The following is a 26,209-nucleotide window of genomic DNA, read 5'->3' as shown; positions in this document are numbered from 1 at the left end:
CTACCTACTTCATGTAAAGCGGGACAACGATAAGAGAAAGTAACGATTTTGGCCGTGCCTTTATTGTGGGAAAGGGACATAATCCGGCAAAAGCCGTGGAGAGACAGCAGGTTGGGTTCATCCGGCGGGCAGCATTGTCGTTAACTTTCGGAGAGAAAAATGATTCATGAATGGCTGAACACCTTACATCTTATTGCTGGCATGTTATGGACTGGCGGGTTGCTGGCGCTGGCATTGGTCAGCGTGGTGTTTCGCAGTGCGGGAACCGGCGCAAACGACGGGCTGCGGGCGCTGGCCGTCACCGTGCAAAAATGGAACCGCTGTATTACCAGTCCGGCGATGATCCTGCTGTGGGTGGCGGGGATCTGGATGATTGTCAGTCACGGCCAGTTCCCGCACGCCTGGCTGCTGATCAAAATGGTGGTGGTGCTGGTGCTTTCCGCGCTGCACGGTCTGCTTTCCGGCAACTTACGTCGTCTCGCCAGCGGTCAGCCCGCGAAAGATTTTGCGCTGGTGCGCAAAGCCGGAACTGTGATTGTCATTGGCGTCATCATCATCGGCATTATGGCCATCATCCGGCCTTTCTAAGATTCTGATTTTAAAAAAGTCAGGCAGATGGCAGAGCAGGAAATCCACGTGAAAGCGTGGATTTTTTTATGTAGGGAGGTACAGATTATCAGTGGTGATTAATAGTCAGGTATGTTTTGTTACAATCTTGAATCTGGTGCAGGAATTGGCAGCGTATAAAATAGTGTTTTGAAACACGCTGAGCTGTTGATTTAACGATGAAATGGTTAACAAAAAATGCGCTCTTGTTCTCAGTCAAAACCTGTATTGCGGCATTTTTAGCCTTATATATAGCCCTCGAACTCAATCTCGATAAACCGGCCTGGTCGATGGTGTCGGTGTACGTCATCTCACAGCTTTATTCTGCGTCAACACTTTCCAAAGCCACGTACCGCTTTCTCGGCACCGTGCTGGGCGGCGTTTTTATCTTTCTGGTCTATCCGTTTACGGTCACCGATCCGGTGCTGTTCAGCCTCAGCGTGTCGCTGTGGGTGGCATTTTGCCTGTATCTTTCGCTGCATGATCGCACGCCGAAAGGCTACGTTTTTATGCTGGCGGGCTACAGCGCGGCGATCATGGGATTTGCCGACGTCGATACCCCGATGTCGATCACTTATACGGTGATTTCGCGTGTCGAAGAAATCACCGTGGCGATTGTATGCAGTACGCTGATCCACATGCTGGTGTTTCCGGTGCGCATGCGCAATTTGCTGGAGAACAGCGTCAACAACTGGTACGAAAGTGCCAAAAAGCTGTGCAATGAATTGCTGACCGTCACCGCTAAAGATCCGCTGCCGGAGCGGGAACATATTCTGGTGCAGATGGCTAATTACCCGCTTAACGTGGAAACGCTGATCACGCACTGCGTGTTTGAAGGGGATTCTGCCCGCAGGTTGATCCGCCTGGTGATGGCACAGTATCAGCATTTGTCGTATCTGATCCCCACGCTGACGGCCATCGAAAAGCGTCTGAATCTGCTGGCCGAACAGCAAATCCCGTTTCCTGATTTTGTCTCAGAGACGTTCAGCCAGTTTCTGCTGTGGCTGAACAGCGCCGAACTCAGCGGCAATGCGCAGGGCATTCAGGCGGAAATCCGTGCGTCGCAGGCCCGCATCAAAAATCTTTATGAAAGTGGCGAAATGACGCCGGAAGAAGGGCTGCTGTTCACCGGCCTGCTTGAGCGTTTGCAAAACTTTGTTCACATCACTGAATCGTATTACGGCGTAACCGAGCGGGTGACGCAGTTCAGTAAAGAGAAAAAGCGAAGCAAAATAAAACTGGGGCTCAGGAAGCATATTGATGAAGGGATGATTTTACTTTCTGCGTTTTGCGCCTTCACCGCCACCATGATTGGCTGCCTGTTCTGGATAGGCACCGGCTGGCGCGACGGGGCATCTGCGCCGATGATGGCAGCGGTTATCTGTTCGTTCTTTGCCTCGCTCGACAGCCCGATTGCCTCGATGAAAGTCTTTCTGAAAGGGGTGCTGATCGCCATCGTTATCAGCGTGATTTACGCGGTGATCTTCATCCCGATGGCGATCACCTTTGAGTCGCTGATTATCTGTCTGGCACCCGGTTTGCTGGCGCTAGGGCTGATCATTGCTAATCCTTCGACCAATTTTATCGGCCTGATTATCGCCACGCAGATCCCGGGTTTTATCGGCATGGGGCATGATTTTAAACCTGACGTGCTGGTGATTGTGAATGCGGCGATTTCGACGATTGTCGGGATAATGATTGCGCTGCTGACCACCGCGCTTATCCGTAACAAGCGGCCATCATGGACGGCCAAACGTGCGCTGCGCAAAGGTATCAAAGAGCTTTTACAGTTCACCAGCGAAATCAAAATCAATGCGTCTTCGCTGCGCGGAAGGCAGCAATACGTCGCCAGTATGCTGGATAAAGTGAACATTATTTTGCCGCGCAATAAAGCGGATCCGTCACCCAAAGTGGCGCTGGGCGGGAATCTGATCACCGAAATCTGGCTGGGCGTGAACTGCTATGATTTTTATGCCCGGCATCAGGACGTATTGAAAAATCATAACGTTGAAACGGAAGTGCTGATGTATGAGATTAATAATTACATCAAAAAGCGGCTGAAAAATATCTACATCGGACCGCCGGATTCGTTGCTCAATGCGCTGAATCAGGCGCTGCTGCGGCTTGAAGCGTTATGTCGTGCGGACATCGAACTGTTCACGCCGCTGTTCCATCTGTTCAACATCCGTATGGCGCTGTACCCGACCGCACGCTGGCCGGAACTGGCGTAACCCGTAATGAAATTGCCCGCGCCGCTGCTCCTTAAGATGAACCCGCGGCGCGGGTTTTTTATGCTTCGTTTTGTACCAGTGCAATCAGCGTGCAGGGCACCGGCGGGGTATTGCCGTCCCTGAGCACCACCAGTGTGTCGTTTTCCCGCACCGCAAACAGAGGCAGCACGCCGCTGTTTTTCTCCAGGTAATCTATCCAGCCAAAACTTTCATTCAGCTGCGTGGCTTTGATCACCGCACCTTTCGCCAGCAAAGAGCTGAGCTTCGAGTAGGTCGCGTCGCTGTTGAACAGCACTTCATGACGCTGAAAACGACTGTTTTCCTCCGAACGGGCACCTTTGAGCGCGGGCCCGGAGCGCACGGCAAACACCTTTTCCCGGCCGAAAATATGGCCGAAATGATACACCGCCAGCGCATTCTGATGACGGTTAGGCGAAAGCGCCAATACCTGCGATACGCCGCTCAGATCGAGAAAGTTTTCCGCATGTTCTGACCACGCATTACCGTAATAGGCCGGAATGCCGTCCATCCGCGCCTGCCGGTAATATTCCCAGCTGCTGTCGGTGAGGCGCACCGGAATATCCTGCTTTATCAGCACTTTCGCCAGCATCCGCGCCACGCTGTTCGCACCGACGATCAGCACGCCGCGCGGCGTTTTCTGCTGTACCCGCAGCGCACGGGCAATCGCCCGGCTGGTCAGGCTTTGCAGCACCACGGTGCCAATGATAATGGCAAAGACCACGGTCACCAGTTTGTCGGCCTGCGGATAATTCATGCGTTGCAGCGTCAGGGCAAACAGCGAGCTGACCGCCGCCGCCACGATGCCGCGGGGTGAAATCCAGCACAGCAGCAGACGGTCACGCCAGTGCAGGGAAGAACGCCACGTCGAGACGGCAATACACAGCGGGCGGGCGATAAACTGCACCACCAGCAACAGGCCAATCAACGGCCAGCCCATTTCCACCAGTGCATGAATATCGAGGCGTGCCGCAAGGATAATAAACAGTGCGGAAATCAGGATGGCCGAAAGTTCTTCTTTAAAAGCCAGAATGTCAGTGGTATCGACATCGCGCATATTCGCCAGCCAGATGCCCATTACGGTGACGGTCAGCATGCCGGATTCATCGGCAAGGGCATTGGAAAGCCCGAACGCGGTCAGCATCACTGCCAGCACGCCGAGGTTTTGCAGATAAGCGGGGATCCACACACGGCGCAATGCGACGCCCAGCACGTAACCAAAAAATGAACCCAGTATCAGCCCGGCGGCAGCGGTTTCGCCCAGCGTCCAGATAAGGTGCGTCAGCGATTCGGCGTGTTCACGCAGGGTAATAAAATCAAACACCAGCAGGGTAAAAATCGCGCCCACCGGGTCGATCACAATCCCTTCCCAGCGCAGCACCTGGTTAATGGCTGCATTCGGACGCACCACGCGCATTAACGGCGCAATCACAGTCGGGCCGGTTACCACGGTCACCGCACCGACCAGTGCGGCCAGTTCCGGCTCAAAACCAAGCAGCCACCAGCAGGCGAGGCTGATCACGGCGAACGTTACCAGCATCCCGATAGTGACGAGATTGCGCACCACGCCGCCCAGTCCGCGGACTTCGTCCACACGCAGCGTCAGCGCGCCTTCAAACAAAATGATGGCAACCGAGATCGACACCAGCGGAAACAGCAAATTGCCAAACAGGGCATCAGGCTGGATGACATGCGTCACCGGGCCAAGTACGACGCCGAGTAACAGTAAAGGCAGGATGGCCGGGATTTTTAATAACCACGCCAGCCACTGCGCCAGCAAGGATCCCAGACCAATGATGACCAGCATCAGCGGGGCGGATAACAGCATAAAATTTCCCTTTTATTGAAAGACACGAAAGACCAGCTGACGGCCATAGACAAAGTTTTTTAATGAGCATAATCGGGCATCAAAAAGCCCGCAAATTTGCGGGCCTCTTTTTATTGCATATAAACAAAATTATTGTATAGAAACAAAAATCTTATTTTTTCTTATACACATCGGCATTGCCGTGAATTTTGTTGTTGGTGTTGCCTGAGGTTAATACGATAACATCACCGCCTTTTTTATCTGCCTTCTTGGACAGATCTTCCAGCGCGCCAGACTGAGACGTTTTATTCGACGTGCTGACCGTACCGATTTTGGTGTACTGAGATTCTACTTTTTCGAACTCGGACTTTTTCATCAACTGAGCAGAAAAAGCACTGGAGGAGATCAAGCTTGCCAGAGCCACTGCCAGTATTACGCTAATTTTTTTCATGTATGCCTCAAATGTCAGAATGCCCGTTAAGGGAAGAGGTGCTTGCCATAAGCGAATTTATAATTACCCTGTTGACGACAAACCTTGCTGTAAAACAACGATTTATCGCTAACATTAAGTAATAGGCAAGGAAGTTAATAATTTCAAGGCTGAAATAAAATATTTAGCGATAAGTGCGTTTTTTGGCTTTTTATGCTACCTGATTTGGTACGGTGTCAGTCATTGCCCGCCAGCGGTCAGATTAATAAGGAAAGTATGTTTTCACTTGAATCTCTTGAAGCACTGATCAGAGCGCACGGGCTGCTGATTATGACGCCGCTGGCTATTCTGGAAGGGCCGGTAGTGACGGTCATCGCCGGTTATTTTGCACGTCTCGGCTATTTAAGCTTAACCGGGATTTTTGCTGTGGTCATGGCCGTGGAAGTGTTCGGGGATCTGCTTTTTTACTCGCTGGGACGCTGGGTGATTGGCGCGGACGGCAAACCACCGCGCTGGCTTATCCGTCTCGGCCTGACGCAGGAACGGCTGGATAAAGGGGTGAGCAGTTTTGCACGCAAAGCCGGACGATTACTGGTGCTGGGTAAACTGACGCATTCCGCTGGCGCGCTGGTGCTGACCGCTGCGGGCATGGCGCGTATGCCGCTGGTGCCTTTTCTGTTCTATAACATTATTGCCGCCATTCCCAAGACCTTGTTTCTGCTGGCCATTGGCTGGTTGTTCGGCGATATCCTTGCCGAAGTGAATAACTGGCTCCTTTACGCCTCTTTCATCCTGCTGATTGTGGCGGGCGGGGTGATCGTGAACTGGCTGAAATCAAAACAATAATCGCGTGAATTTTCATCTGCTTACAATTCACCCTGGTTTTTCGGCAAATTTACATTTCTCACGCAATCTGTTGCAAATCCACATACTCCATTCCTTTCCAGTCATAGCGCCAACTGATATCAATTATCATTAATAATTTGATAATGCTTCTTGTTGCTGGAGCCACCTTTGTTAGCCACCTTTATTATCGGTCTGCGTGAGGGTCTTGAAGCCGCACTGATTGTCGGCATTATTGCGGCCTTTTTACGCAAAAACGGCAAAAGTCTTTTTGCGATGTGGGTGGGCGTCGTGCTGGCGCTGGTGCTCTCCGTCATAGTCGGTATTGCGCTGGAAATGACAGAGCGCGCTTTGCCGCAGGCCAGTCAGGAAGGGATGGAATCGGTTATCGGCGCGATCGCGGTGTTCTTTGTCACCGGCATGATCATGTGGATGAATACCCACGCTCACAATATGAAAAAAGAGCTGGAAAACGAAGCCGCCGAGGCCATCAGCCAGTCCAGCGCCTGGGCGCTGGCCGGTATGGCGTTTCTGGCGGTGCTGAAAGAAGGTTTTGAAACCAGCGTATTTCTGCTGGCGACGTTCTCGGTGGCGCAGTCCGCGATGTGGGCCGCTGTCGGCGCAGTGATCGGCCTTATCGTTGCTGTGATCATCGGCTGCGGTATTTATTTCGGCGGTATCCGCATCAACTTATCGCGCTTCTTCCGCTTTACCGGTCTGTTCCTGATCCTCGTGGCAGGCGGACTGATCATCACTTCACTGCAAACCGCACATGAAGCCGGCTGGCTGAATATCGGTCAGCAACGTATTGCCGATCTCTCGTGGCTGGTTCCGCCGGGCACCATCCGTTCCGCGCTGATCACCGGCGTGCTGGGCATTCCGCCCGATCCGAATCAGATCCAGACCGTGGCGTGGCTGCTGTATATCGGCATTGTTTCGGTGAGGGTGTACTGGCCTGCCCATCGTCGCCCGGCAGCGAAAAAAGCAGCGCGTCTTTCTCTGGCTTTCGCCGGTGTGATGGCGCTCGCCGCGCTGGGGCTGTTTCTGTTTTATCCCCCGTTTACCCTGCAATTGCCGGACAACGCGCCGCTGGTCAGCGACGCGCAGCAAACGCCTGCCGGTCAGGTGCAACTTCTCGTCACCGCCGGTAACGGCTATCAGCTCAGCCTGCAATCCGCCGCTGGCAAGATTACGCAGATAGCGCTGCCGGACGATGCTGCCACGACCGGCGAACGTGGAGGATTGCCGACGCGGGAATGGAATACCAAAACGTCCCTGACGCCCGCCGGTGCGCCGGACATTGTCACGCTGGATCAGGTGGTGGCGCTTTATGGTAACCGTATTCCCATCGGTCTGAATCCGGCCATGCATCCGGGGCCATATCAGGCGCAGTGGACGGTGCATTGCAACGTTCAGGCGTCTGCTGTAGGTGACAGGTTACTCGACGCCAGCGGGCAGGGGGAAGAAGTCATCACGCTTTCGGGCAGCGGCCTGCAATCGCCGCGCACCGTCACGGTTCGCACACCCACTGCCGATGTTTCTGCCTGCAACTGGCAGGTGAGCAACGCGTATCAGCAGCACGTTTCTGACGCTCTGCAACAAAGACAAACTTATCAGGACACTTATCGTTTCCGGGCTTACATGCTGCCTGCTTTGCTGGCGGCGCTGGCCCTGATTTTTGCTGTATCTGCACTGCGGGTTTTACTGCAATTCCGTCATGAGCGGTCATCTGTCAGCCGGGAATATGACCTGTCATTCGGTTCCCAACCACACAAACATTTGCCAAAAAATAAAGGATAATTAATTCATGCGTAAGAAGAATTTTAAGAAAAAAGAATCGCTGATGACCGCCGCGGGCCTGACTGCAATGTTGATGTTTTCGCTTGATGCGCCAGCCAGTGCCTCACAGGCACCGGTGACGAACGGCGTTTCGCAGGTGAATATCACCATGACCGGCGACAAGGGCGGCACCTGTGTGGTGGAACATAATTCGGCAAAAGCCGGTCCGGTGACATTTAACGTGGTCAATAAAACCGCGACGGCCATTACCGAACTGGAACTGCTGAGCAACAATCGTATTCTGGGCGAAAAAGAGAACCTGGCGCCGGGGCTTCCGGCGGTCAAATTCACCCTCACGCTGGATGGCGGCAAATATCAGATTTACTGTCCGGGCGCAGAACATGAGATGACGGATTTCACCGTGACCGGTAAAAGCGCCGCGCAACCGGCGGGCAGCACTGCAACCATTCTGGCGCATGGCACCAAAGATTACGCCACCTACGTCAACGGCGTGGTGGATGCGATGGTGGTGGCGGTTAACCGCCTGAAAGCCGACATCGATGCTGGCGACCTGGCTACCGCTAAGGCAGATTATGCCAAAGCGCGTCCGTTCTATGAGCGTATCGAATCAGACGTGGACGGTTTTATTCTGCCGGGCTTCAAGGCGACGGATAACGCCGGCAACCTCGATTACCTGATCGACATGCGTGCTTCAAATCTCGATCCGAAAGCGGGCTGGCACGGTTTCCACGCCATCGAACGTGACCTGTTCGGTCAGGGAAAAATCACCCCGGAAACCAAACAGCTGGCGGCTGAATTGCAGAAGAACGTCGCACAACTCGATACGCTGACCAAAGCCCTGACCTACAAACCGGAAGATCTGGCTAACGGTGCTGCCGACCTGCTGGAAGAAGTGCAGAACACTAAAATCAACGGCGAAGAAGAAGCGTTCAGCCACTTTGATCTGGTGGATTTCGCCGGTAACGTCGAAGGCGCACAACAGGCGTTTGCCTTCCTGCAACCGGGTCTGGAAAAAATCGATCCGGCGCTCACGAAACAGGTCGCCGCGCAATTCGCTGCCGTCCATACGCAGCTGGAAACCTACCGTGATGCCAGCGTCCCTGGCGGATACAAATATTACACTGCTGAACTCAAAGCCTCTGATGCTGCGAAGCTGAGCCGTGCTATTCAGGCGTTGCAGGAACCCCTGTCTAAAATCGGTGAGAAAGTGGCGGCTAATAAGGGAGCCTGATGAATGAGTGAACAACGCGAACCGGCCAGGGAGGCCGGTAAGTTTTCCCGCCGTGATGTGCTTAAAGGCGCGGTAGCCGGTGCCAGCGCCCTGGCGATCCCGACCGTTGCCCACGCGCACGGTCAGGCGGTGGCGGCACAGGATCCTGAAGACAGAATCGATCTGTCGCGTCAGTATCCGTTCTATGGTGACGGCGGGCAGGTCGGCGTCACCACGCCGCCGCAACGCCATATTATGTACATGACCTTTGATCTGACCACCACCAGCCGTCAGGATTTACAGGTCTTGCTGGCTCGCTGGTCATCGGCGATTGCGCAGTTGATGAAAGGCGGCATTATCGGTCAGGTGGAACCGGCGCGTGACAGCGGCGTGGGAATGGACACCGGCGAGGCGATGGATCTCGGTCCGGCGTCACTGACCGTCACCGTCGGACTAGGTCCGCGCGTCTTCACCGACACTTTCGGGCTGGCGAAACAAAAACCGCCACTCATGCGTGAGCTGATGAAGCTGCCGAGTGACGATATGCAGCCGGAACTGACCGGTGGCGATCTCTCGTTGCAGGCCTGCGCTGACGATCCGCAGGTGGCGTATCATGCCATCCGCGATTTAGCGCGTATCGCCAAAAGCACCGGCGCGGCAGCGACACGCTGGACAGTCATGGGCTTTGGCCGCGCATCTGCCGGTAAAGGCCAGTCCACGCCGCGTAATCTGTTCGGTTTTAAAGACGGCACCCGTAACATCACCGAGAAAGCGGATTTTGATAAATACGTCTGGATCAACGATGGCGGTCCGGCGTGGCAGCAGCAGGGCAGTTATCAGGTGGTGCGGAAAATCAAAATTCATATTGAAAGCTGGGATACAGACCGGGTCAGTGACCAGAATAACGTGTTCGGACGCCATAAAGTTTCGGGTGCGCCGCTGACCGGCACCAAAGAGTTTGATACCCCGCACTTCACCCAAAAAGATGCCGACGGCAATCTGATTATTCTGGCAACCGCGCATATCAGTCTGGCGGCACATGAAAACAACGGCGGGATTAAAATCCTGCGCCGTTCTTATAATTACACCGACGGGCTGAATAATATGGCGCAACTTGATGCCGGATTGTTGTTCATCAGCTATCAGAAAGACCCGGCGCAGTTCGAAGCCTTGCAGACAAAACTCGGTGCATCGGACGCGCTGAACGAATACATCTCGCATATCGGTTCAGGGATCTTCTTCGTGCCACCGGCACCGAAAGAGGGCTCTTATGTCGGGGCGGAGATGTTTGAGGTGTGACGGTGGAAAAGGTTTTACGCTGCATGGGTTGAGGGCAGCGTAAAACCGGTGTTGCACTCTGAGGGGCCGGTTTGTGCCAATAGCGGACATTGCTCATGGTCAGTTATACCAACCAACGAAGATCAGGTCTGTTGCATTGAAGAATTTATGTCAACATAGAAACGCCTGAATACGTATTTCCCCCCTTATCAAACTCAGCGATGATCCTTTCTCCGGAAAATCATCCGGGCAACAACGCATAAAAGTTACGTTTCGCTATTTAACTTTGTGAATTTCATCTGCAATGTTTCTAAGGGTATTCCATGCAAAATAAAAGCACTCTGCTTTTACTGGCGCTGTCTGTGGCTGTTTTCGGGGTAATCACCACCGAAATTGCCATCATCGGCTTACTACCAAAACTGGTTTCTCAGCTCCACGTCACGCCCACCCAGGTCGGTTTTCTGGTCAGCATCTATGCCATTATCGTGGCCGTTACCGGGCCTTTTATCACGCTGATGCTGTCTGGCTTTAACAAGAAAACGGTTCTGCTGAGCATTCTTGTCGTCTTTATTGTGTCGAACCTGATTTATGCCACCACTGACGTGTTCAACCTGATGTTGGTGTTTCGCATTCTGCCTGCGCTGGCTCATGCCGTCTTCTTTGCCGTTGCGCTGGTTGTGGCCGCTAATTCCGTACCGAAAGAAAAAGCCGCAGGCGCTGCAGCAAAAGTGTTTGCCGGAGTGGCCATTGGGCTGGTGCTGGGTGTCCCACTCAGCTCTCTGATTGCCGAGCATTTCTCTTTATCCGCAGCGTTTTACTTTGGTGCTGCAGCGTGCGTGCTGGCCTTCCTGGGCGTCCTGTTCCTGATGCCCTCAATGCCGACCCTGCATAAGGTTTCCTTTGCCAGCCAGCTTTCCGTACTGCGGAACGGTAAGCTGTGGCTGACCATCTCAACGGTAACGTTAATTTTCGCCGCAATGTTTTCCAGCTTTAGCTATGTTGCAGATTATCTTTCACGCGTTACTCACCTGAATAACAATTACATCAGCGCCATGCTAATCCTCTTTGGTGTCTGTGGTTTTGCTGGCAACTTCGTGTTCAGCAGTTTCCTGCAAAAGAACGTAGTTAAAACCACTCTGGTTTACCCGCTGCTGTTCACCTTGCTTCTGCTTTTGGTATGGTTCTTTGGCTTTTCACCGTTGGTGATGTGCCTGCTGACCGTGTTCTGGGGCGCATTCCACTCCTCCGGCCTGGTGGTCAGTCAGACCTGGCTGATGCGTGAAGCCAGCGAAGCGCCCGAGTTTGCCAACAGCCTTTATATGTCGTTCTCCAATCTGGGAATTACCCTCGGTTCACTGACGGGCGGATGGTTTATCGCCCGCCTGGGGACGCACTCGGTGGTACTGAGCAGCGTGATCTTCACTCTGCTGGCATTTGTCAGCATTCTGATTAAACACCGCTCTGATACTAAATCAGTACCGGTTCAGGAAGAGATGGCCTGAAAAAAATAAAGACGGATCGCTGCTCTAAGTAGAATCTATGGAACCTCTGTTCGGAACGGAACGGGGGTTTTATTCCCTCTTTCAGCACCGCATTATGGAGTTCAGTTATTAAAAGGAGTCTGTAATGGAAAAGTTGTTTACTTCATACACCGTCGGTGACACGACAATTCAAACCCGTATTGTCATGGCACCGATGACCCGTTCCCGGGCCAGAGAAGGGGATATTGCCGATAACCTCACCGCTAAATATTATCGTCAGCGCGCATCAGCAGGCCTTATCGTCAGCGAAGGCTCTCAAATTTCCGTTCAGGGGCAGGGGTATCTTTTTACGCCTGGTATCTACTCTGCTGCACAGGTAGAGGGATGGAAGAAAACGACTCAGGCGGTTCATCAGGCAGGCGGCAAAATATTCATCCAGCTCTGGCATGTTGGGCGAATTTCGCATGTCAGTCTGCAAAAGAATGGCGCCGCCCCCGTCAGCTCAGTTGCCGTCAGGGCTGAAAACTCGACGTGTTATGCCCGTGATGAAAATGGCATTGCTGGATCTGTTCCGGTTTCATTCCCGCGCGCTCTTTCAGCCAAAGAGATCGGTTTGGTCATTCAGGATTATGTAAAGGCCGCTGAAAATGCTATTGAAGCGGGTTTTGACGGCGTCGAAATCCACGCGGCAAACGGCTATCTGCTTGAACAGTTTATTAATGGCGCTCTGAACACGCGCAGCGATGAATACGGTGGTGAGAGAATTGAGAACCGACTGCGATTCGTGCTTGAAGTGACTGACGCTGTATCACGGGCGATCGGTGGAGGAAAAACCGGCATACGACTTGCGCCATTTGGTCGTCTGTTTGATATGCATGCATTCAGCGGTGAAGAACAAACCTGGCTGACGCTGGCAGAAGAGCTCACGACACGCCGGCTGGCCTATGTTCACCTGAGCGATCAACAGACTTTAGGTGAACAGGCTATTCCTGAAGGATTCATTGAGAAATTCCGAAAGGCCTACAGCGGCACGCTCATTATTGCAGGGGGATTCGTTAAGCAACGAGCCGAAATTTACCTGCAGGAAGGAAAAGCGGATCTCATTGCTTTTGGCAGACCCTATATTGCCAATCCTGACCTCACAGAGCGGATGAAAAACAACTGGCCGCTGAATGAAGTTAACCGGGCAACAATGTATGGTGGGGCTGAGGAAGGCTATACCGATTATCCGTTCCGGCCAGACACAACGGCATAGTCGTCCCATCAGTCAAGTAAGCCGTCTTCTGCTGCCTTTATCAACGTGTCCACAACATAACGAATTTTAGGTAACAGTTGGCGGTTTTTAGGCCAGAGCGCACTGATGGGCATTTCTCCACCGGAATGTCCGACCAGAACCTCTTTCAGCTCCCCTGATTCAAGATATTTTCCAACCAGCCATAACGGCAGTTGTGAAAGCCCACAGCCCGCCAGCGTGGCCGATAACATCGCATCTCCGTCCGCAAACTCATGGGTCGGTGGCGGCGTATACCGCGAAATCTGACCATCATTTTCTTTGAGTAGCCAGGAGATCGGCTGATTCCGGCGAAACCCCACCACACACTGATGCTGGCTCAGTTCTTCAGATGAAACGGGTTCTCCACCGTACAGTAAATAGTCAGGAGAAGCGCAGATAACCAGTTTCTGCGTGGTCAGCCTTCTGGCAACCAGCCCACTGCTGTCGGCAAGTTCACCAATGCGGATGACAAGGTCAATACCCTCCTCAATGAGGTCGACAAATCGTTCGCTGAAAGTGACGGTCAATGCGAGTTCGGGATAACGGCGTGTAATCTGCAGCAGGATCGGCAAAATACGCTGTCTGCCAAAGGCTGCGGGTAAGTCCACCCGAAGCCGCCCTGAAGGCTGGCAGATATGAGAGGTCAACTCGGCTTCTGCCTGCTCAAGAATATCCATGGCATTTTGACAACTTATCAGGAAACGCTCACCATCCGGCGTCAGGCTCAGACGCCGCGTGGATCGCAGAAACAATTTAAGTCCCAGCCTGGCTTCAAGGCGACCCACACTTTTACCCACGGCTGATTTTGTCAGCCCGAGTCTCTCAGCCGCCGCGGTAAAACTCCCCTGCTGTGCAGTAGTGACAAAGGCGGTAATTCCGCCCAGGTGATCGGTATTTCGCATGTTGAATATTCCGTTAAGTGCTTCAGGACCAGTTTGCGTGACGAATGACGAGATAGCGGCCTCCCTCTTCAGCCAGTTCCAGGCTGAGTCTTCGTTCAGTACCGTCTACAGGGAGTAACAGGGTGCTCTTCATCGCCAGAATGTCTGTCTCTTCAATACTTATCCCGTCGGGATCGGCACTGCGTAAAAATGCGGGTAAATTCTGTCGTGTATTCTCATCGGCATTCCCGGAAACGATCGTTGAAACAGCCCCAGACCTTGCGGTCAGCATAAGCTGAAAGAAACGGGCTATAAACGAATGTACCCGGTTTTCACTGAATGACTCACGGAATACCTTACCAGGGTTTTGATATACGGGAGTTTTCTGCATGAAAGTAAAAAAAGCGTCCTCTCCCTCACCGAATAAGAGCGTTGTCCGGTATTCCGAAAGTGCCCCTCCCACCGTTAAATCACTTTCGACCCTCTGGTAGCCAATATCCATATTAACGGTTGCCTCGTTTTCCTGGCCGGGAATAAATTCAAAGCGCCGGATAAAGTGCGAGCCCTTTTCGTATGGCAGGCTTTTCAACCAGCTATCCATTCCGTCTTTTCCCTCGGCCAGAAGATGCGTGCCGGCATGAACCAGCCTGACGTACGGAGTGAAAATATCCAGATGCCGGCTGACCTCCTCTGTTTGTCCCTCAAAAAAAGCAAACCAGCGATGGGCAATATCACATGCCGAGTAATACCGGGCTTTCCAAATCTGCTCTTCAGTCATGGTTTTTCCTTGTCTGTCGTGTCGTGTCGCAGGTAGTTTTGGTTTGTTGACGCAGAGTAAGACATCAAAGATACCCCTAAAGAAGAAACAGGATTGTAGAATCTAAGTCCGCATAGATGCGACCGAAACCCGATTTATCATCCGTGTAAAAACAATCATAGTAATTTCCGAAATGATTAATTTACCTCCGGACGACTGTTCCGGCGATGTGGAGATAATGATGAAAGAGAAAACAATCCCCCTGTCACTGCTTGACCTGGCACCCATTACCGAAGGCAATACCCTTTCTGACGCCATTACCAACAGCGTGCGGCTGGCGCAGGCGGCCGAAAAAGCCGGGTATCACCGTTTCTGGATGGCAGAGCATCACAATATGGTCGATATCGCCAGCGCGGCGACGGCGGTGATACTCAGCCATATCGGCGCAAAAACTGAAAAAATTCGTATTGGCTCGGGTGGCATTATGCTGCCAAACCATGCACCGCTTGTTGTCGCTGAGCAGTTTGGCACGCTTGAGATTATGTATCCGGGCCGCGTTGATTTAGGACTGGGCCGTGCGCCGGGTACTGACCAGGAAACATTGCAGGCGCTGCGCCGTGAAACCCGCGCCAAGGGACTCGACTTCCCCGACATGCTGGATGAACTACAGCATTTTCTTGCGCCTGCACAACGCGGACAGCGTATTACGGCCGTGCCAGGTGCGGGACTCGATATTCCGTTGTGGCTGCTGGGTTCGAGTACCTTCAGTGCACAGCTGGCGGCGCAGAAAGGTTTGCCCCTTGTTTTTGCCTCTCACTTTGCGCCCGATGCCATGCTCGCTGCCATTGATACCTATCGTTCAGGCTTCCGCCCATCAGAATCGCTTGCCGAACCGTATGTGATGATTTGCGTCAACGTCGTCGCCGCTGAAAACCAGAGCGAAGCAGACTATCTGGCGACTACCGAACTGCAGAAGTTTGTAAATCTGGGGCGGGGCGTTGAGGTGAAATTACCGAAGCCGGTAGACGATATAAATGCGCTCTGGCATCCGGTCGAGGCTCAGCGCGTACTGACTCAGCTGCGTGAATCGGTGTGGGGCACAAAAGAGACCGTCCGGACCGGCCTGAATGACCTGGTCCGCCGTACCGGTGCGGATGAAATTATGGTGAATTCGTGGATACATGATGCCGATGCAAGGATCAGGTCACATCAGCTCATTGCTGAAGCATGGAACTGATGGCTATGAAAAAGCTATTTACCGGCTACAGGCTCGGCGATATCACGCTGAAAAACCGCTTTATCATGGCGCCCATGACGCGCTCCCGCGCACGGGACGAGCATGCTGATGCCTTAACGGCACTTTATTACGCACAACGTGCCAGCGCCGGATTAATTATTTCTGAAGGTTTACCGGTCTCTCGCGAAGGTACTGGCTATCTCTTTAATCCGGGGATCTATCTCGACAGTCATGTTGAAGCCTGGCTGCCCGTCACACAGGCCGTGCATAAGAAAGGAGGAAAAATATTTGCTCAGCTCTGGCATGTTGGACGGGTATCTCATACCAGCCTCCAGCCTGAGGGGCAGCCCCCTGTCAGCGCCGTCGCCGTTCAGGGTGGCAGCGCCTTTGCCTGGGATGAAAATGGTGAACCTGCAACGGTTACTGCAAGCCTGCCCCGCGCCCTGCTGACTGAAGAGATTAAGCAGATAGTGGCTGATTTTCGCAAGGCCGCTGCCAACGCCATTTCGGCGGGGTTTGATGGCGTGGAGGTGCATGGTGCCAATGGCTATCTCATTGAACAATTCATTAATCCTGTACTGAATACGCGCGATGACGGCTATGGCGGCGGAAGCCTGGCAAGCCGTACGCGCCTTCTTCTGGAAATTGTTGACGCCATTTCAGATGAAATTGGTACAAGCCGGACGGGCGTGCGCCTTTCCCCCTGTAATCAGCTTCAGGACATGGCTCCTTACGCCGATACCTCAGAAACCTATCTTTATATCGGTAAGGAGCTTAGACGCAGAGGGATAGCTTATGTCCACCTGATGGCCCAGGGGCCCGTGATGTTTAACGGCCTGTTGCGCGATTTCCGAAAGGTATGGCGTGGCACGCTTATCCTCGCCGGTGGCCTTACTCCCGCTCAGGCCGCGGCACTTATCGACGATGGGCTGACCGATCTTGCGGCTTTTGGCAGTCCGTTTATCGCCAATCCAGATTTTGTTGAGCGGGTCCGCAAGGGCTGGCCACTGACTATGGCCAGGCGAAGTTCCTATTACGGCGGGGGGAAGAAGGCTATACCGACTATCCCTTCCATGGTGAAGACCATAACTGAGGCGCAGCCAGTGAAATGTCCAGGCGCGGGCACATCAGGCAGCACTAACCTGCTGATGGTCATGTAAATGGCATTGAATCCAGATGCACCAAATTAATCAATAACACCTTTTCAAACAATGAATTGCAGGACACTGCACACAGGAGAACACGATGACACCTTCAAACGGCTTCAAGCATGTGGGCTTTCTTATTCGTAAAAAAGGACAGAGTTTTGAAGACTTTGTAAAGCACTGGGATGAAGTACACACGGAAATCGCTCTGCGTTTGCCGGGATTACGGGGCTACGTTTTAAATCCCGTCGATCGGGAAAAATATCCGGATGCACCGGTAGATGGGTTTTCTGAATTATGGTTCGACTCCATTGAAGATGCCGTGGCCGCCTTTGACTCGCCAGTTGGTCAGGAAGCCTTCCGGGATGTGCCGAACTTTGTCGATAGTGCAGCCATTACCTACATCACCGAAATCAGAAAACGTTAGGACTTTACTCTTAGCCAGCGTTCGCGCTGGTTAACACCGGACCGTCAATATGCCCACTTCAGACAGTGAAATATCGAAAACAGGCGCTGTACAGACAGGATATATTCAATGATTACCCCTCTTAGCCGCTCAGATGCACTCAGTTTTATGGAAACACTTCGCAAAAGCTGGGAATCCGGCCACTGGGCCGATACGGATTGCTCTGTGGCTGAAACGGTCAAACTCAAAAGCAGCCACAAAGGCATACTTCATGGTAAATCAGCATTAATCACAGCGTTACGTGAAGATACATCCTCTGAAAAGCATCTAAATCTGGTGACCTCTAATTTTTACGCGGCTGCGGACGGAGAAGGGACCGCCATGGTAAGCGCCTATCTGTATGGTGAGGTAGCACCAGGCGCAAAATATAATCCCGTTGCCCTGTTTGGCGCAGTGTTGCGACTGACGCTGAAAGCAGAGTCTGATGGCTGGAAGCTGACCGAAGTGCTTATAAATATCGGCTGGGCGGAAGGTGATACTGATTATCTGGTTAACTGGCGTCTGCCTCCTGGGCAACAGGGGTGGCGTCCGGGAGATGCGCCACCTGTTCTGGTCAGTGAGCTGGATTCCCCCTGGCATTGCATTGCGCAGAACCAGATAAAGGCGACTGAAGAAGAGCAAATTGAGGAGTCCTATTCACGTTATTCGTGGGGGATCGACCAGAATGATTTTAGCCAGTTCCGGACCTGTTACACCTTAGATGCTTGCGGACAATTCCCTCCACTGGGACCATTAAAAGGTCTGCACAGTATTGTAGGATCGCTTAAAGAGTTTCGTCGTCACTGGCCCTGGATGCAGCATTATGGTGTCCCACTAAAAATCACCCTCAGAACAGACGGTACAACAGCTGAAATGTGGACGGGGCGCTTAATACCAGGACAGATAAAAAATAAGAATGTTGAGTGGATGTACGGTGCTCATTATCGAATTGAGCTTCGCAAAGAAGAGGGTTTGTGGAAGTTCAGCTGGAGCGAGTACGTTCCCGGCTGGTTCTCTGAAGAAAATCCTCCTTTTCTGAACTGAAACTCTTCGCGCATTCTCTGGCAATTAAGCTTTCTGGTTGTGAAGGCTTAATTGCTGAGAAGTTGTTTGTTTGAGGTCCCCCCCTCAACACCATACATTCCATAAACAAGGTCCGCTGTTCGCTCATAGCTGCCCGTCAACTTTGTGCCAGAAGCGGACAATGTCGCTGGTTTCCTGACCCACAAAATCATTATTAATACCCAGCCCTTGTATAATATAAGTCACATAGCACCTAGAGTAAGGTAATGCGTGGCGTTCGCCTGAATCGCTACCCGGGCGGAATAGGCGCTTATATGCGCTATGTGAGGCAAGATCCGACGTATAGGTTGGTTGTGTCTGTAGAGGGGCATTTTCACTCCTGACGGGCGCAGTCAGCTGCGCCCGTTATTTAGTCAATCAGCAATGATGATTACTTCGCTGCATCACGTAGAGCCTTTTCAATAAAGGCGACTGAACTCTCAAGCGCCTGTACCGCTTCTGGCTGCAACGTGGAGAAGAAATGCCAGGCGTGGAACATGCCCGGCCAGACTTCCAGATTTACGCGTACGCGGTTATCCCCCAGATGAGTTGCCAAACGCATCGCGTCGGTCAGCATCAGTTCGTTTTCGCCAATTTGAACCAGCACCGGCGGCAGGCCCGTTACATCAGCAAACACCGGTGATGCCATTGGATGGTTAGGCAATGCATCGCCGAGGAACGTACGTGCGAGAAAATCAAGACCCGCTTTGGTGTTCAGAGGATCAAGGCCTTCTCTGTTGGTCATAGAGACACCCGTGTGCTCAAGGTTAGCCCAGGGTGAAATAGCGACCCCGCCGGCTGGAAGTGGCAGGCCCTTGTTGCGTGCAGCAACCATAACGGTAACCACCATCGCGCCGCCCGCAGACTCGCCTGCCAGCACGATTTTACTGGCGTCAAATCCCTGTTCAATTAACCACTCATATGCACGAACGGTATCGGTAACGGGCGTAGGGAAAGGATACTCCGGTGCCAGTCGGTAATCTGGCATGTAAACCCGGGCGCCCGGCATGCTGGCATAGTTGCCACCAATACCGTGATAGCCAGCAGATTCACCGACAATGTATGCCCCACCGTGGATGTACATGACGATGGCATCGGTTTTAAGATTTTCAGGAGTCACCAGCGTTCCCGGCATGCCCCCCATATCGACCTCAGTAAAGCCAACACCTGCAGGTGCAGGATTTTTAGCCAGCATACGGGTATAGGCGTCACGCACTTCACTCATTGGCGTTACGGTATCTTCACCCGTAAGGATTGGTCCCAGACCGGCCAGGCTTTCTGACCATTCTTTTACGGCTTTCTTTGTTTGTTGATTCATCATCGGTATTCCTGTTTGTATTTGCGCTAAATTGGAACAGGAATATATAATATAACAATATTTGGGGAATGTGCTTCCCATATAAGGGTACAACAACGACCATATTGGATGAGAAAATATAGTATGGAGATCAACAGCATTGGTGATATCGCCGCGTTCGTCGCGGCTGTAAAAGCCGGGAGTTACACACACGCCGCAAGTTCCCTTGGGCTTACACGTTCTGCGATTGGTAAAAGTATCGTCCGGCTCGAAACGCGTATGGGGGTTCGTCTTCTTAACCGTACCACCCGAAGTCTGAGTCTTACCGATGAAGGGAGGGTCATGTTTGATCGTTGCCGCCAGATACTTGAGGACCTGGAAGAAGTCGATGCCGCCATGGCCATGCGCAGGGGTAAGCCAACGGGGACTCTCCGGCTGAGTGCGCCGCTTTCTTTTGGGCAGCGACATATCCTTCCCATTCTGGATATTTATCTGAAAAAGTGGCCGGAAATTCGTGCCGAAGTGTCCTTTAGCGACAGGTTTGTTGACCTGATAGAGGAAGGCTTTGATATTGCCATTCGTATAGGTGAACCTCGCGATGACTCACGTATTCTTACCCGCACGATTGCTTCGCAGCATATTGTCACTTGTGCATCCCCGGAGTACTTATCTTCACGGGGCGTTCCGGAAACACCCGCAGACTTAACCAGGCATGACACTATTTTTCTTCTGAGTGCAGAAAAGAGACGCAGTTGGCGGTTTGCGACACCGGAAGGCACTTTTGTGTATGAAGGACCCGGGCGGTTAAACCTCGACAGTTCGGAAGCCATGCGGGCATCGGCAATTTCCGGATTCGGTATCGTTCACTTACCCACCTATATGCTTGGAGAAGATTTGCGTAGCGGTAAATTGATACCGGTGCTTGAGAAGTATCCTTTCCCTCCGGAACCTATTCGACTCATTTATCCCAGTAAACGACATTTATCCCCGCGAATCCGGGCCTTTATTGACCTGCTTGTGGAAAGCTGGGAGCAAGGTTTACCTTGGGAATAAAGTATATCCAAACGCAGTTGTCCGGCAGCATTTTCAGGCACAATGTCCGCTCCTCGCTCATAGCTGCCCGTCAACTTTGTGCCAAAAGGGGACATTTTCAAATCTCGCTCTATTCATAAATGGCTACCCATTCTTTAAACCTCAAAGACTGTACTTTTTCATTTTTATACTTGTTTTTAAGAAAACTGTTGACCATGGAGAACGATTGTTCTACCTTCATCTCATGAACAAGAAGCCAACAGATACCCGCGAAAAAATCCTGACTACCGCTGAGCAATTGATTTATAGGAATGGAATTCATGCCACAGGCATGGACCTTCTGGTCAAGACCTCAGGCGTAGCAAGAAAAAGTATTTATCGCTATTTCGCGAACAAGGATGACGTGGCAGCCGCCGCGTTGAAAGAACGTGATGAACGCTGGATGCACTGGTTCAGAACTGAATCTGATAAAGGTGATACTCCTCAGAAGCGCATTTTGAATATGTTCAGTGTGCTCAGGGGCTGGTTTGATTCAGAAGGCTTTCGTGGTTGTGCTTTTATAAATACAGCCGGAGAAGTGGGTGATCATAACGACCCCATTCGTCAGATAGCAAAGCTGCATAAACAAAAATTGCTGGATTACACGCTCGATCTCACGGAGCAATTAAACATTGAGCAACCTGTCGTTCTGGCCAAACAGTTGCTGATTCTGATAGAGGGCGCAATCACCATATCCTATGTGATGGGCGATAGCAGCTCCGCCGACAGTGCAAGGGAAGTTGCAGAACGTTTGCTGGAACAGGTCTCTCCTTAGGTCTGAGTAACAAAACTGTTTCTATTTATAGTTCCAATTTTACGGGAGGTTTTACCATGTCCGATACACACATTCGCCAGCCACTTCCACCTTTCACTCACGAATCGGCGACTGAGAAAGTTCGGCTCGCTGAAGATGGCTGGAACAGCCGCGATGCCGAAAAAGTATCGCTGGCGTACTCACTGGAGACCAAATGGCGGAATCGAACAGAGTTTGCAAATAATCGTGAAGAAGCCAAAGAATTCCTCACACGTAAGTGGAACAAAGAACTTGAGTATCGTCTCATTAAAGAGTTGTGGACGTTCGGTAGCAACCGCATTGCTGTCCGATACGCTTATGAATGGCGTGACGACTCAGGTAATTGGTTTCGTTCTTACGGGAATGAAAACTGGGAATTTGAAGCAGATGGCCTGATGCACCGTCGCTTCGCCTGTATCAATGACATGCCTATCAAAGAAGGTGACCGCAAGTTTCACTGGCCCCTGGGGCGTCGCCCGGATGACCATCCGGGGCTGTCGGAGTTAGGTCTGTAAATTTGACGGTTATCTCGCCAGAAGCGGACCTACAGGGGTTTTAGATGGCCACCTCATGAAGTGGCCAATTTTTATCGACCACTTCACTAATGATCCAGATAGAGGTAGTGCATCCAACTGGTCATACGCAGCAGCACTTTACGCATCACTGAAACGTGGGCGAAATGGTCTGAGTACACGGCCACTTGTGCGTAAATACCATCAGGCAAAACGTCAATTTCATTGTTTGGCGCCAGTTCAATGATGGCAATCACGCTGTCGCTGCCCGCGACGTTACTCAGTGACTGAAGGGCACCCTGAGCCTGATATGCCCCTCCTGGTACTACGGGAAGAATACTGGTTAATTTTCCAGAAAATACTTGCCCTGGGAGTGCGTTGAATACAACTTCAGCCTCATCGCCAGCCTCCAGTCGTAGCAGCGAGTTTTGTCTGAACTGAGCTATGATTTGCCTTTTTTGCTGAGGAATAAATATCATTACCGGGCGCAGGGGAAGGGAAGCCGCATATGTTCCAGGTCGAATCAATACCTGAGTTACATAACCGTTACTCGGGGCTCGAACGACGGTTTGCTCAAGATTATATTTAGCTTCTGCTAGCTGAGCTCTGATACTCACTATTTGCGATTGCTCCCCGTTCAGCACACTGTCTAACTGACTTCGAATCTGTGACTGCTCGGCAACCGATCCTTTCACAAGCGCATCCTGAGCCAGGTAGTTTTGCCGGGCATTATCAATGTCGCTTTCAGAAAAAGGGTTTACACGCGCTTTGCTGCCGGTAAGGTAACGTTGGTAGTCTTTATATAAACGATCGCGTTCGGCACTGACACGCGATGTATTAGCGATAGCGCCCTCTAATTGTCCCTTGAGTACTTGATTATTGTGAATAGCCGTCACCAGATCAGCTTGTAATTTATCAACACGAGCCTGGAATCGGGATGGGTCGATCCTGAAAAGAAGGTCTCCTTTTTTCATTAACGTATTTTGTTTATTGGTTACCTCACTAACAATCCCCGTTACCTGAGGAGTAATAGGAATTGAAATAACCGCTTTTTGCGCCAAATCTGTATAGGGATGGTTGTAATTCATCAATAAAATGAGCGCGCCAATTAAAAAAACGCCACCTAAGGCCGCAGTGGGTATTGTCCATTTATTTACCGGTATTTTGAAAATCTTAAATATTGCCCACGCAAAGGCGACATAAGTCAGGATAATGAGTAAATCCATCGTGTTACTCCAATGGAGGAATGTTGGTGTTTACCAGTTTTTGTTCTAATTCCGTGACCCGTTGCTGCAACTGGGTCAGCGAAGCTTCCTGAGTTTGCATGCCCCATCCGCGTTCGGGACGATACAATGTGGCCCATATCCATAAAAACGGCCAAATAACATGTAGCGTAAATAAACTCACCCAGCCTGCCACGTGGATAGCATCAGCATGAGGATGATTTCTGGATTTGGCAATGAGATAGGGAATATCATGAAGAATAATAATCCCATAGAAGATAATGAGGAAGACTACAATAAGGACACCCAACGCAAAATAATTCAGGAACATAGCGGCCTGGAACCTCAATGAGTGGTGTTGAGTAAATAATAGACGTTAAATAACATTGCCGCCTTTTTTTTCTGCGCATTAATACACTATACTGAATGTTTACAGAGTACTTAAATTTAAATCCATGAAATTAATGCTGTTTTATAAAAGATGGACTGCTTTTCATAGTGCTTTCTCAGCACTCATTTAAAGAATAAACATTTAATATAACTATATACCACCAGCAAAGGGTTTTAATGGAGCCAAGTATGGTGATGCGGTTCGCAAATTATCAGTTCAAAATAGTCATCTTATTAATACTATTGCTGGGAAATGCGAAGACTTTTTCCGCCGGTGGGGACCTCATCAAGAAACGGGCCGATGCGGTTCTTTCACTGATGACCTATACGGTGGTGCCTGATATCACCGCCAGCGACCTCAATATCCGCAATACATCCAACGAGAGTACGGCGCTCTCTCTCACTCAGATCGGGGGCGGAGCTACGTTGAGTGAAACGGTCCCCATCTATCTGGAAGGAGTTCTGGGATATAGTCGATACGATCCGCAGTTCGTTGTCTCCAATGGCAGCGAGAGTCGTAATATCCCGGTCAAATGGAACAGCGTGACTGCCACCGGGGGCATTGGCTGGGACATCAGGCTACTCAAAGATAAATTGGGGGGGAACCTGGTATTACGCCCGATCGCTAACTTTTCGTTAGGTACTGTGGCGAGCGATTTACGCATCGGCGCCCGGGCGCTTGAACGCCAAAGCGGCGGTGAGTACGACTTCCTCGACGGTGGACGCCTCAATGCCTACGGGTTGGGCGGAGCACTGATGCTTGACTACGAACTGTTCTCTAAGACCCAGGATATTGACCTGGAGTTACGCTATTCCTATCAACATTTGCAAAGTTTCGCTACTAGCCCGGACGTTGTCAGCGGCAACGCCGACGCGGAAAATATCGGGCTATATCTGCGCCGTAGAGCGCCAATAGCCGACTGGACGCTATTGGGTAAACCAGTACGGTATGTAATGGAAGGTGCACGCACAGAATACCTTGGAAATCAACGAGGTCAGTTAGGTTTTGATAGCTTAAATTCGTTAGGTCTGGGGCTGGAACTCGACAGCAGCAAGTATGATATTGTGATCAGCCGTACACGCGTGGTCGCACGCTACATGTTCGGAAATAACACCTCGGGTTACGGTATCGGCATGGCAATCAGTTTTTGATTGCGCAACCTGGCCGGTGGCGATTTCAGGGCATCGGGACATGAGGTAGACTTTTTAAGTATTCGGCTGTCAATTTAAACTTACTACATACTATTTTTTCTTATCACCATTGCGGTGCCGGAAATTTTATTCGGGGTATTTGCTGAGGTAAAAACGTAGATATCACCACCTTTATCATCCGATTTTTTTCGAAAGTTCATTCTTCGCTTTAGACTGTGCTACTACCAAAAAAGCTTTTCAGCAATTCTTCTTCAGTTTACGGTGTTTCCAGACTTGAGCCGGAAACTCTTTAACTTAAATCAAAAGCTCACTGCGGGTCATTCCCTGTCTGTTTTCTAAAGGGTTAACCAACTCGCCCCGCAAATCCCTCCAGCAGCCAGTCGATAAATACCCTCAGGCGCTGGGGGACGTGGCGGTTCTGCGGATAAACCACGTGGAACGGATACACCGCCGGCCGCCATTCTTTCAGGATTTCCACCAGCGTGCCTTCGCGCAACGCGTTGTTTGCCGAATAACTGAATGTCTGGATGATCCCGAGTCCCGCCAGTCCGGCGGCTAAATGGGCATTGCTTTCGTTGACGCCGACGCGATGCGCGACTTTGATTTCAGTTTTTTCACCGTCACGTTCAAAACGGAAAGGAAAGGCGCGGCCATTTTGCGACGAGACATAGCTGACCAGCCGGTGACCGTTTTTTAATTCATCGGGATAGGCCGGAGTGCCGAAAGTTTTCAGGTAAGCCGGTGTTGCGCAGGTTATCAGCGTGGCGACGCCAATCTTGCGGGCAATCAGCGATGAGTTATCCAGCGGTCCGCCGCGGATCACGCAATCTATGTTATCGCTGATCAGATCGACAGGCCGGTCGGAGACGCCCAGATCCAGGCAAATATCAGGATAGCGCGCCATAAAATCCGGCAGCATCGGGATCAGGACATCACGCGCTGTGGAACCGCCAACGTCAACGCGTAAAAGACCGCGCGGTTTGCTGCGCGCCGTATTGAGCGAGGTATCGATGTCTTCCAGGTCGCGTAGTACACGCGCTGTTTTTTCATAATACCCGCGACCTTCTGGCGTGACCGTCACCCGCCGCGTGGTGCGCTGCAACAGCCGCACGCCGAGATAGGCTTCCAGATCCTGCACTAGTTTGCTCAGCGTTGCATTGGGCATATCCAGTGAATCTGCCGCTTTGGTAAAATTTCCGGCTTCCACCACGCGGGCAAAAGCCCGTATCGCTGTCAGCTGATCCATCTGTTTTCTCCGCCAGTCAGT

The 26,209-nt window shown here is 51.6% G+C and carries 23 protein-coding genes and 1 pseudogene; 16 read left to right on the top strand and 8 right to left on the bottom strand.

What is annotated here, in order from left to right; translation table 11 throughout:
* Positions 1–159 precede the first annotated feature (159 nt).
* Together ACJY2G_RS14120 and ACJY2G_RS14115 are read left to right on the top strand one after the other, a co-directional pair.
* Positions 160–588, top strand: coding sequence for a CopD family protein (locus tag ACJY2G_RS14120; RefSeq protein ID WP_120162473.1), 429 nt, complete (start codon positions 160–162; stop codon positions 586–588).
* 197 nt (positions 589–785) lie between these two features.
* Positions 786–2,837 (top strand): FUSC family protein, encoded by a 2,052-nt coding sequence (locus ACJY2G_RS14115; protein WP_439291859.1) that lies wholly within the window; start codon positions 786–788, stop codon positions 2,835–2,837.
* Positions 2,838–2,895: 58 nt separating this feature from the next.
* Here the strand turns inward: ACJY2G_RS14115 and ACJY2G_RS14110 are convergent, their stop codons facing one another.
* A complete protein-coding gene (locus ACJY2G_RS14110; protein ID WP_439291858.1) occupies positions 2,896–4,683 on the bottom strand; it encodes a cation:proton antiporter in 1,788 nt (595 codons plus the stop codon).
* A 151-nt stretch (positions 4,684–4,834) separates the two neighbouring features.
* Positions 4,835–5,113, bottom strand: a complete 279-nt coding sequence (yahO, locus tag ACJY2G_RS14105) for a DUF1471 family periplasmic protein YahO (protein ID WP_120162476.1) — start codon at positions 5,111–5,113, stop codon at positions 4,835–4,837.
* Between the two features lie 255 nt (positions 5,114–5,368).
* Between yahO and ACJY2G_RS14100 the strand changes: the two genes are divergently transcribed.
* The 6 genes from ACJY2G_RS14100 to ACJY2G_RS14075 all read left to right on the top strand — a co-directional run bounded on the left by ACJY2G_RS14100 (position 5,369) and on the right by ACJY2G_RS14075 (position 12,959).
* On the top strand, positions 5,369–5,938 hold the full coding sequence (locus ACJY2G_RS14100) for a DedA family protein (RefSeq protein WP_439291856.1): 570 nt from the start codon (positions 5,369–5,371) through the stop codon (positions 5,936–5,938).
* A gap of 168 nt (positions 5,939–6,106) precedes the next feature.
* Entirely contained in the window at positions 6,107–7,735 is a 1,629-nt protein-coding gene (gene efeU, locus ACJY2G_RS14095; protein ID WP_439291855.1) for an iron uptake transporter permease EfeU, read from the top strand.
* A gap of 7 nt (positions 7,736–7,742) precedes the next feature.
* Positions 7,743–8,966, top strand: coding sequence for an iron uptake system protein EfeO (efeO, locus tag ACJY2G_RS14090; protein WP_439291854.1), 1,224 nt, complete (start codon positions 7,743–7,745; stop codon positions 8,964–8,966).
* Positions 8,967–8,969: 3 nt separating this feature from the next.
* Positions 8,970–10,244, top strand: a complete 1,275-nt coding sequence (efeB, locus tag ACJY2G_RS14085; protein ID WP_439291853.1) for an iron uptake transporter deferrochelatase/peroxidase subunit — start codon at positions 8,970–8,972, stop codon at positions 10,242–10,244.
* A gap of 302 nt (positions 10,245–10,546) precedes the next feature.
* Entirely contained in the window at positions 10,547–11,725 is a 1,179-nt protein-coding gene (locus ACJY2G_RS14080) for an MFS transporter (RefSeq protein ID WP_119824549.1), read from the top strand.
* A gap of 124 nt (positions 11,726–11,849) precedes the next feature.
* The gene (locus ACJY2G_RS14075) at positions 11,850–12,959 is read left to right on the top strand and encodes an alkene reductase (RefSeq protein ID WP_439291852.1); all 1,110 of its coding nucleotides are present in this window, start codon (positions 11,850–11,852) and stop codon (positions 12,957–12,959) included.
* 8 nt (positions 12,960–12,967) lie between these two features.
* Here the strand turns inward: ACJY2G_RS14075 and ACJY2G_RS14070 are convergent, their stop codons facing one another.
* Together ACJY2G_RS14070 and ACJY2G_RS14065 are read right to left on the bottom strand one after the other, a co-directional pair.
* The gene (locus tag ACJY2G_RS14070) at positions 12,968–13,879 is read right to left on the bottom strand and encodes a LysR family transcriptional regulator (protein WP_053142522.1); all 912 of its coding nucleotides are present in this window, start codon (positions 13,877–13,879) and stop codon (positions 12,968–12,970) included.
* Positions 13,880–13,901: 22 nt separating this feature from the next.
* The gene (locus ACJY2G_RS14065) at positions 13,902–14,636 is read right to left on the bottom strand and encodes a hypothetical protein (RefSeq protein WP_129639969.1); all 735 of its coding nucleotides are present in this window, start codon (positions 14,634–14,636) and stop codon (positions 13,902–13,904) included.
* Between the two features lie 220 nt (positions 14,637–14,856).
* On the opposite strand from ACJY2G_RS14065, the gene ACJY2G_RS14060 reads away from it, so the two are divergent.
* The 4 genes and pseudogenes from ACJY2G_RS14060 to ACJY2G_RS14045 all read left to right on the top strand — a co-directional run bounded on the left by ACJY2G_RS14060 (position 14,857) and on the right by ACJY2G_RS14045 (position 18,486).
* A complete protein-coding gene (locus ACJY2G_RS14060; protein ID WP_162928615.1) occupies positions 14,857–15,852 on the top strand; it encodes an LLM class flavin-dependent oxidoreductase in 996 nt (331 codons plus the stop codon).
* A 5-nt stretch (positions 15,853–15,857) separates the two neighbouring features.
* Positions 15,858–16,945: pseudogene (locus tag ACJY2G_RS14055) on the top strand (alkene reductase).
* Positions 16,946–17,097: 152 nt separating this feature from the next.
* Positions 17,098–17,424: an EthD family reductase gene (locus tag ACJY2G_RS14050; RefSeq protein ID WP_119824539.1), complete on the top strand. Its 327-nt coding sequence runs from the start codon at positions 17,098–17,100 to the stop codon at positions 17,422–17,424.
* 108 nt (positions 17,425–17,532) lie between these two features.
* Positions 17,533–18,486 carry a nuclear transport factor 2 family protein gene (locus ACJY2G_RS14045; protein WP_439291851.1) on the top strand — a complete coding sequence of 318 codons (954 nt, stop codon included), beginning with the start codon at positions 17,533–17,535 and terminating at the stop codon, positions 18,484–18,486.
* A 409-nt stretch (positions 18,487–18,895) separates the two neighbouring features.
* Here the strand turns inward: ACJY2G_RS14045 and ACJY2G_RS14040 are convergent, their stop codons facing one another.
* A complete protein-coding gene (locus tag ACJY2G_RS14040; RefSeq protein ID WP_439291850.1) occupies positions 18,896–19,825 on the bottom strand; it encodes an alpha/beta hydrolase in 930 nt (309 codons plus the stop codon).
* A gap of 120 nt (positions 19,826–19,945) precedes the next feature.
* Here ACJY2G_RS14040 and ACJY2G_RS14035 point away from each other — a divergent pair, with 120 nt between their 5' ends.
* The 3 genes from ACJY2G_RS14035 (at position 19,946) to ACJY2G_RS14025 (ending at position 22,180) form a co-directional block, all read left to right on the top strand.
* The gene (locus ACJY2G_RS14035) at positions 19,946–20,854 is read left to right on the top strand and encodes a LysR family transcriptional regulator (RefSeq protein WP_112288738.1); all 909 of its coding nucleotides are present in this window, start codon (positions 19,946–19,948) and stop codon (positions 20,852–20,854) included.
* Between the two features lie 223 nt (positions 20,855–21,077).
* Positions 21,078–21,647, top strand: coding sequence for a TetR/AcrR family transcriptional regulator (locus ACJY2G_RS14030; protein ID WP_439291872.1), 570 nt, complete (start codon positions 21,078–21,080; stop codon positions 21,645–21,647).
* A 56-nt stretch (positions 21,648–21,703) separates the two neighbouring features.
* Complete coding sequence (locus tag ACJY2G_RS14025) at positions 21,704–22,180, top strand: nuclear transport factor 2 family protein (RefSeq protein WP_120162495.1); 477 nt, start codon at positions 21,704–21,706, stop codon at positions 22,178–22,180.
* Positions 22,181–22,266: 86 nt separating this feature from the next.
* Here the strand turns inward: ACJY2G_RS14025 and ACJY2G_RS14020 are convergent, their stop codons facing one another.
* Entirely contained in the window at positions 22,267–23,403 is a 1,137-nt protein-coding gene (locus ACJY2G_RS14020; RefSeq protein ID WP_120162496.1) for an HlyD family secretion protein, read from the bottom strand.
* A 4-nt stretch (positions 23,404–23,407) separates the two neighbouring features.
* Positions 23,408–23,731, bottom strand: coding sequence for a DUF3302 domain-containing protein (locus ACJY2G_RS14015; protein WP_120162497.1), 324 nt, complete (start codon positions 23,729–23,731; stop codon positions 23,408–23,410).
* Positions 23,732–23,979: 248 nt separating this feature from the next.
* Here ACJY2G_RS14015 and ACJY2G_RS14010 point away from each other — a divergent pair, with 248 nt between their 5' ends.
* The gene (locus tag ACJY2G_RS14010) at positions 23,980–24,942 is read left to right on the top strand and encodes a hypothetical protein (protein WP_439291848.1); all 963 of its coding nucleotides are present in this window, start codon (positions 23,980–23,982) and stop codon (positions 24,940–24,942) included.
* 343 nt (positions 24,943–25,285) lie between these two features.
* Here the strand turns inward: ACJY2G_RS14010 and ACJY2G_RS14005 are convergent, their stop codons facing one another.
* Positions 25,286–26,188 (bottom strand): LysR family transcriptional regulator, encoded by a 903-nt coding sequence (locus ACJY2G_RS14005; RefSeq protein WP_439291847.1) that lies wholly within the window; start codon positions 26,186–26,188, stop codon positions 25,286–25,288.
* Positions 26,189–26,209: the final 21 nt, after the last annotated feature.

Origin of the sequence: Rahnella sp. ATs2 (genome assembly GCF_051851855.1) — a bacterium.
Lineage (GTDB): Bacteria > Pseudomonadota > Gammaproteobacteria > Enterobacterales > Enterobacteriaceae > Rahnella > Rahnella variigena.
This window is presented reverse-complemented; position numbering and strand designations above follow the sequence as displayed.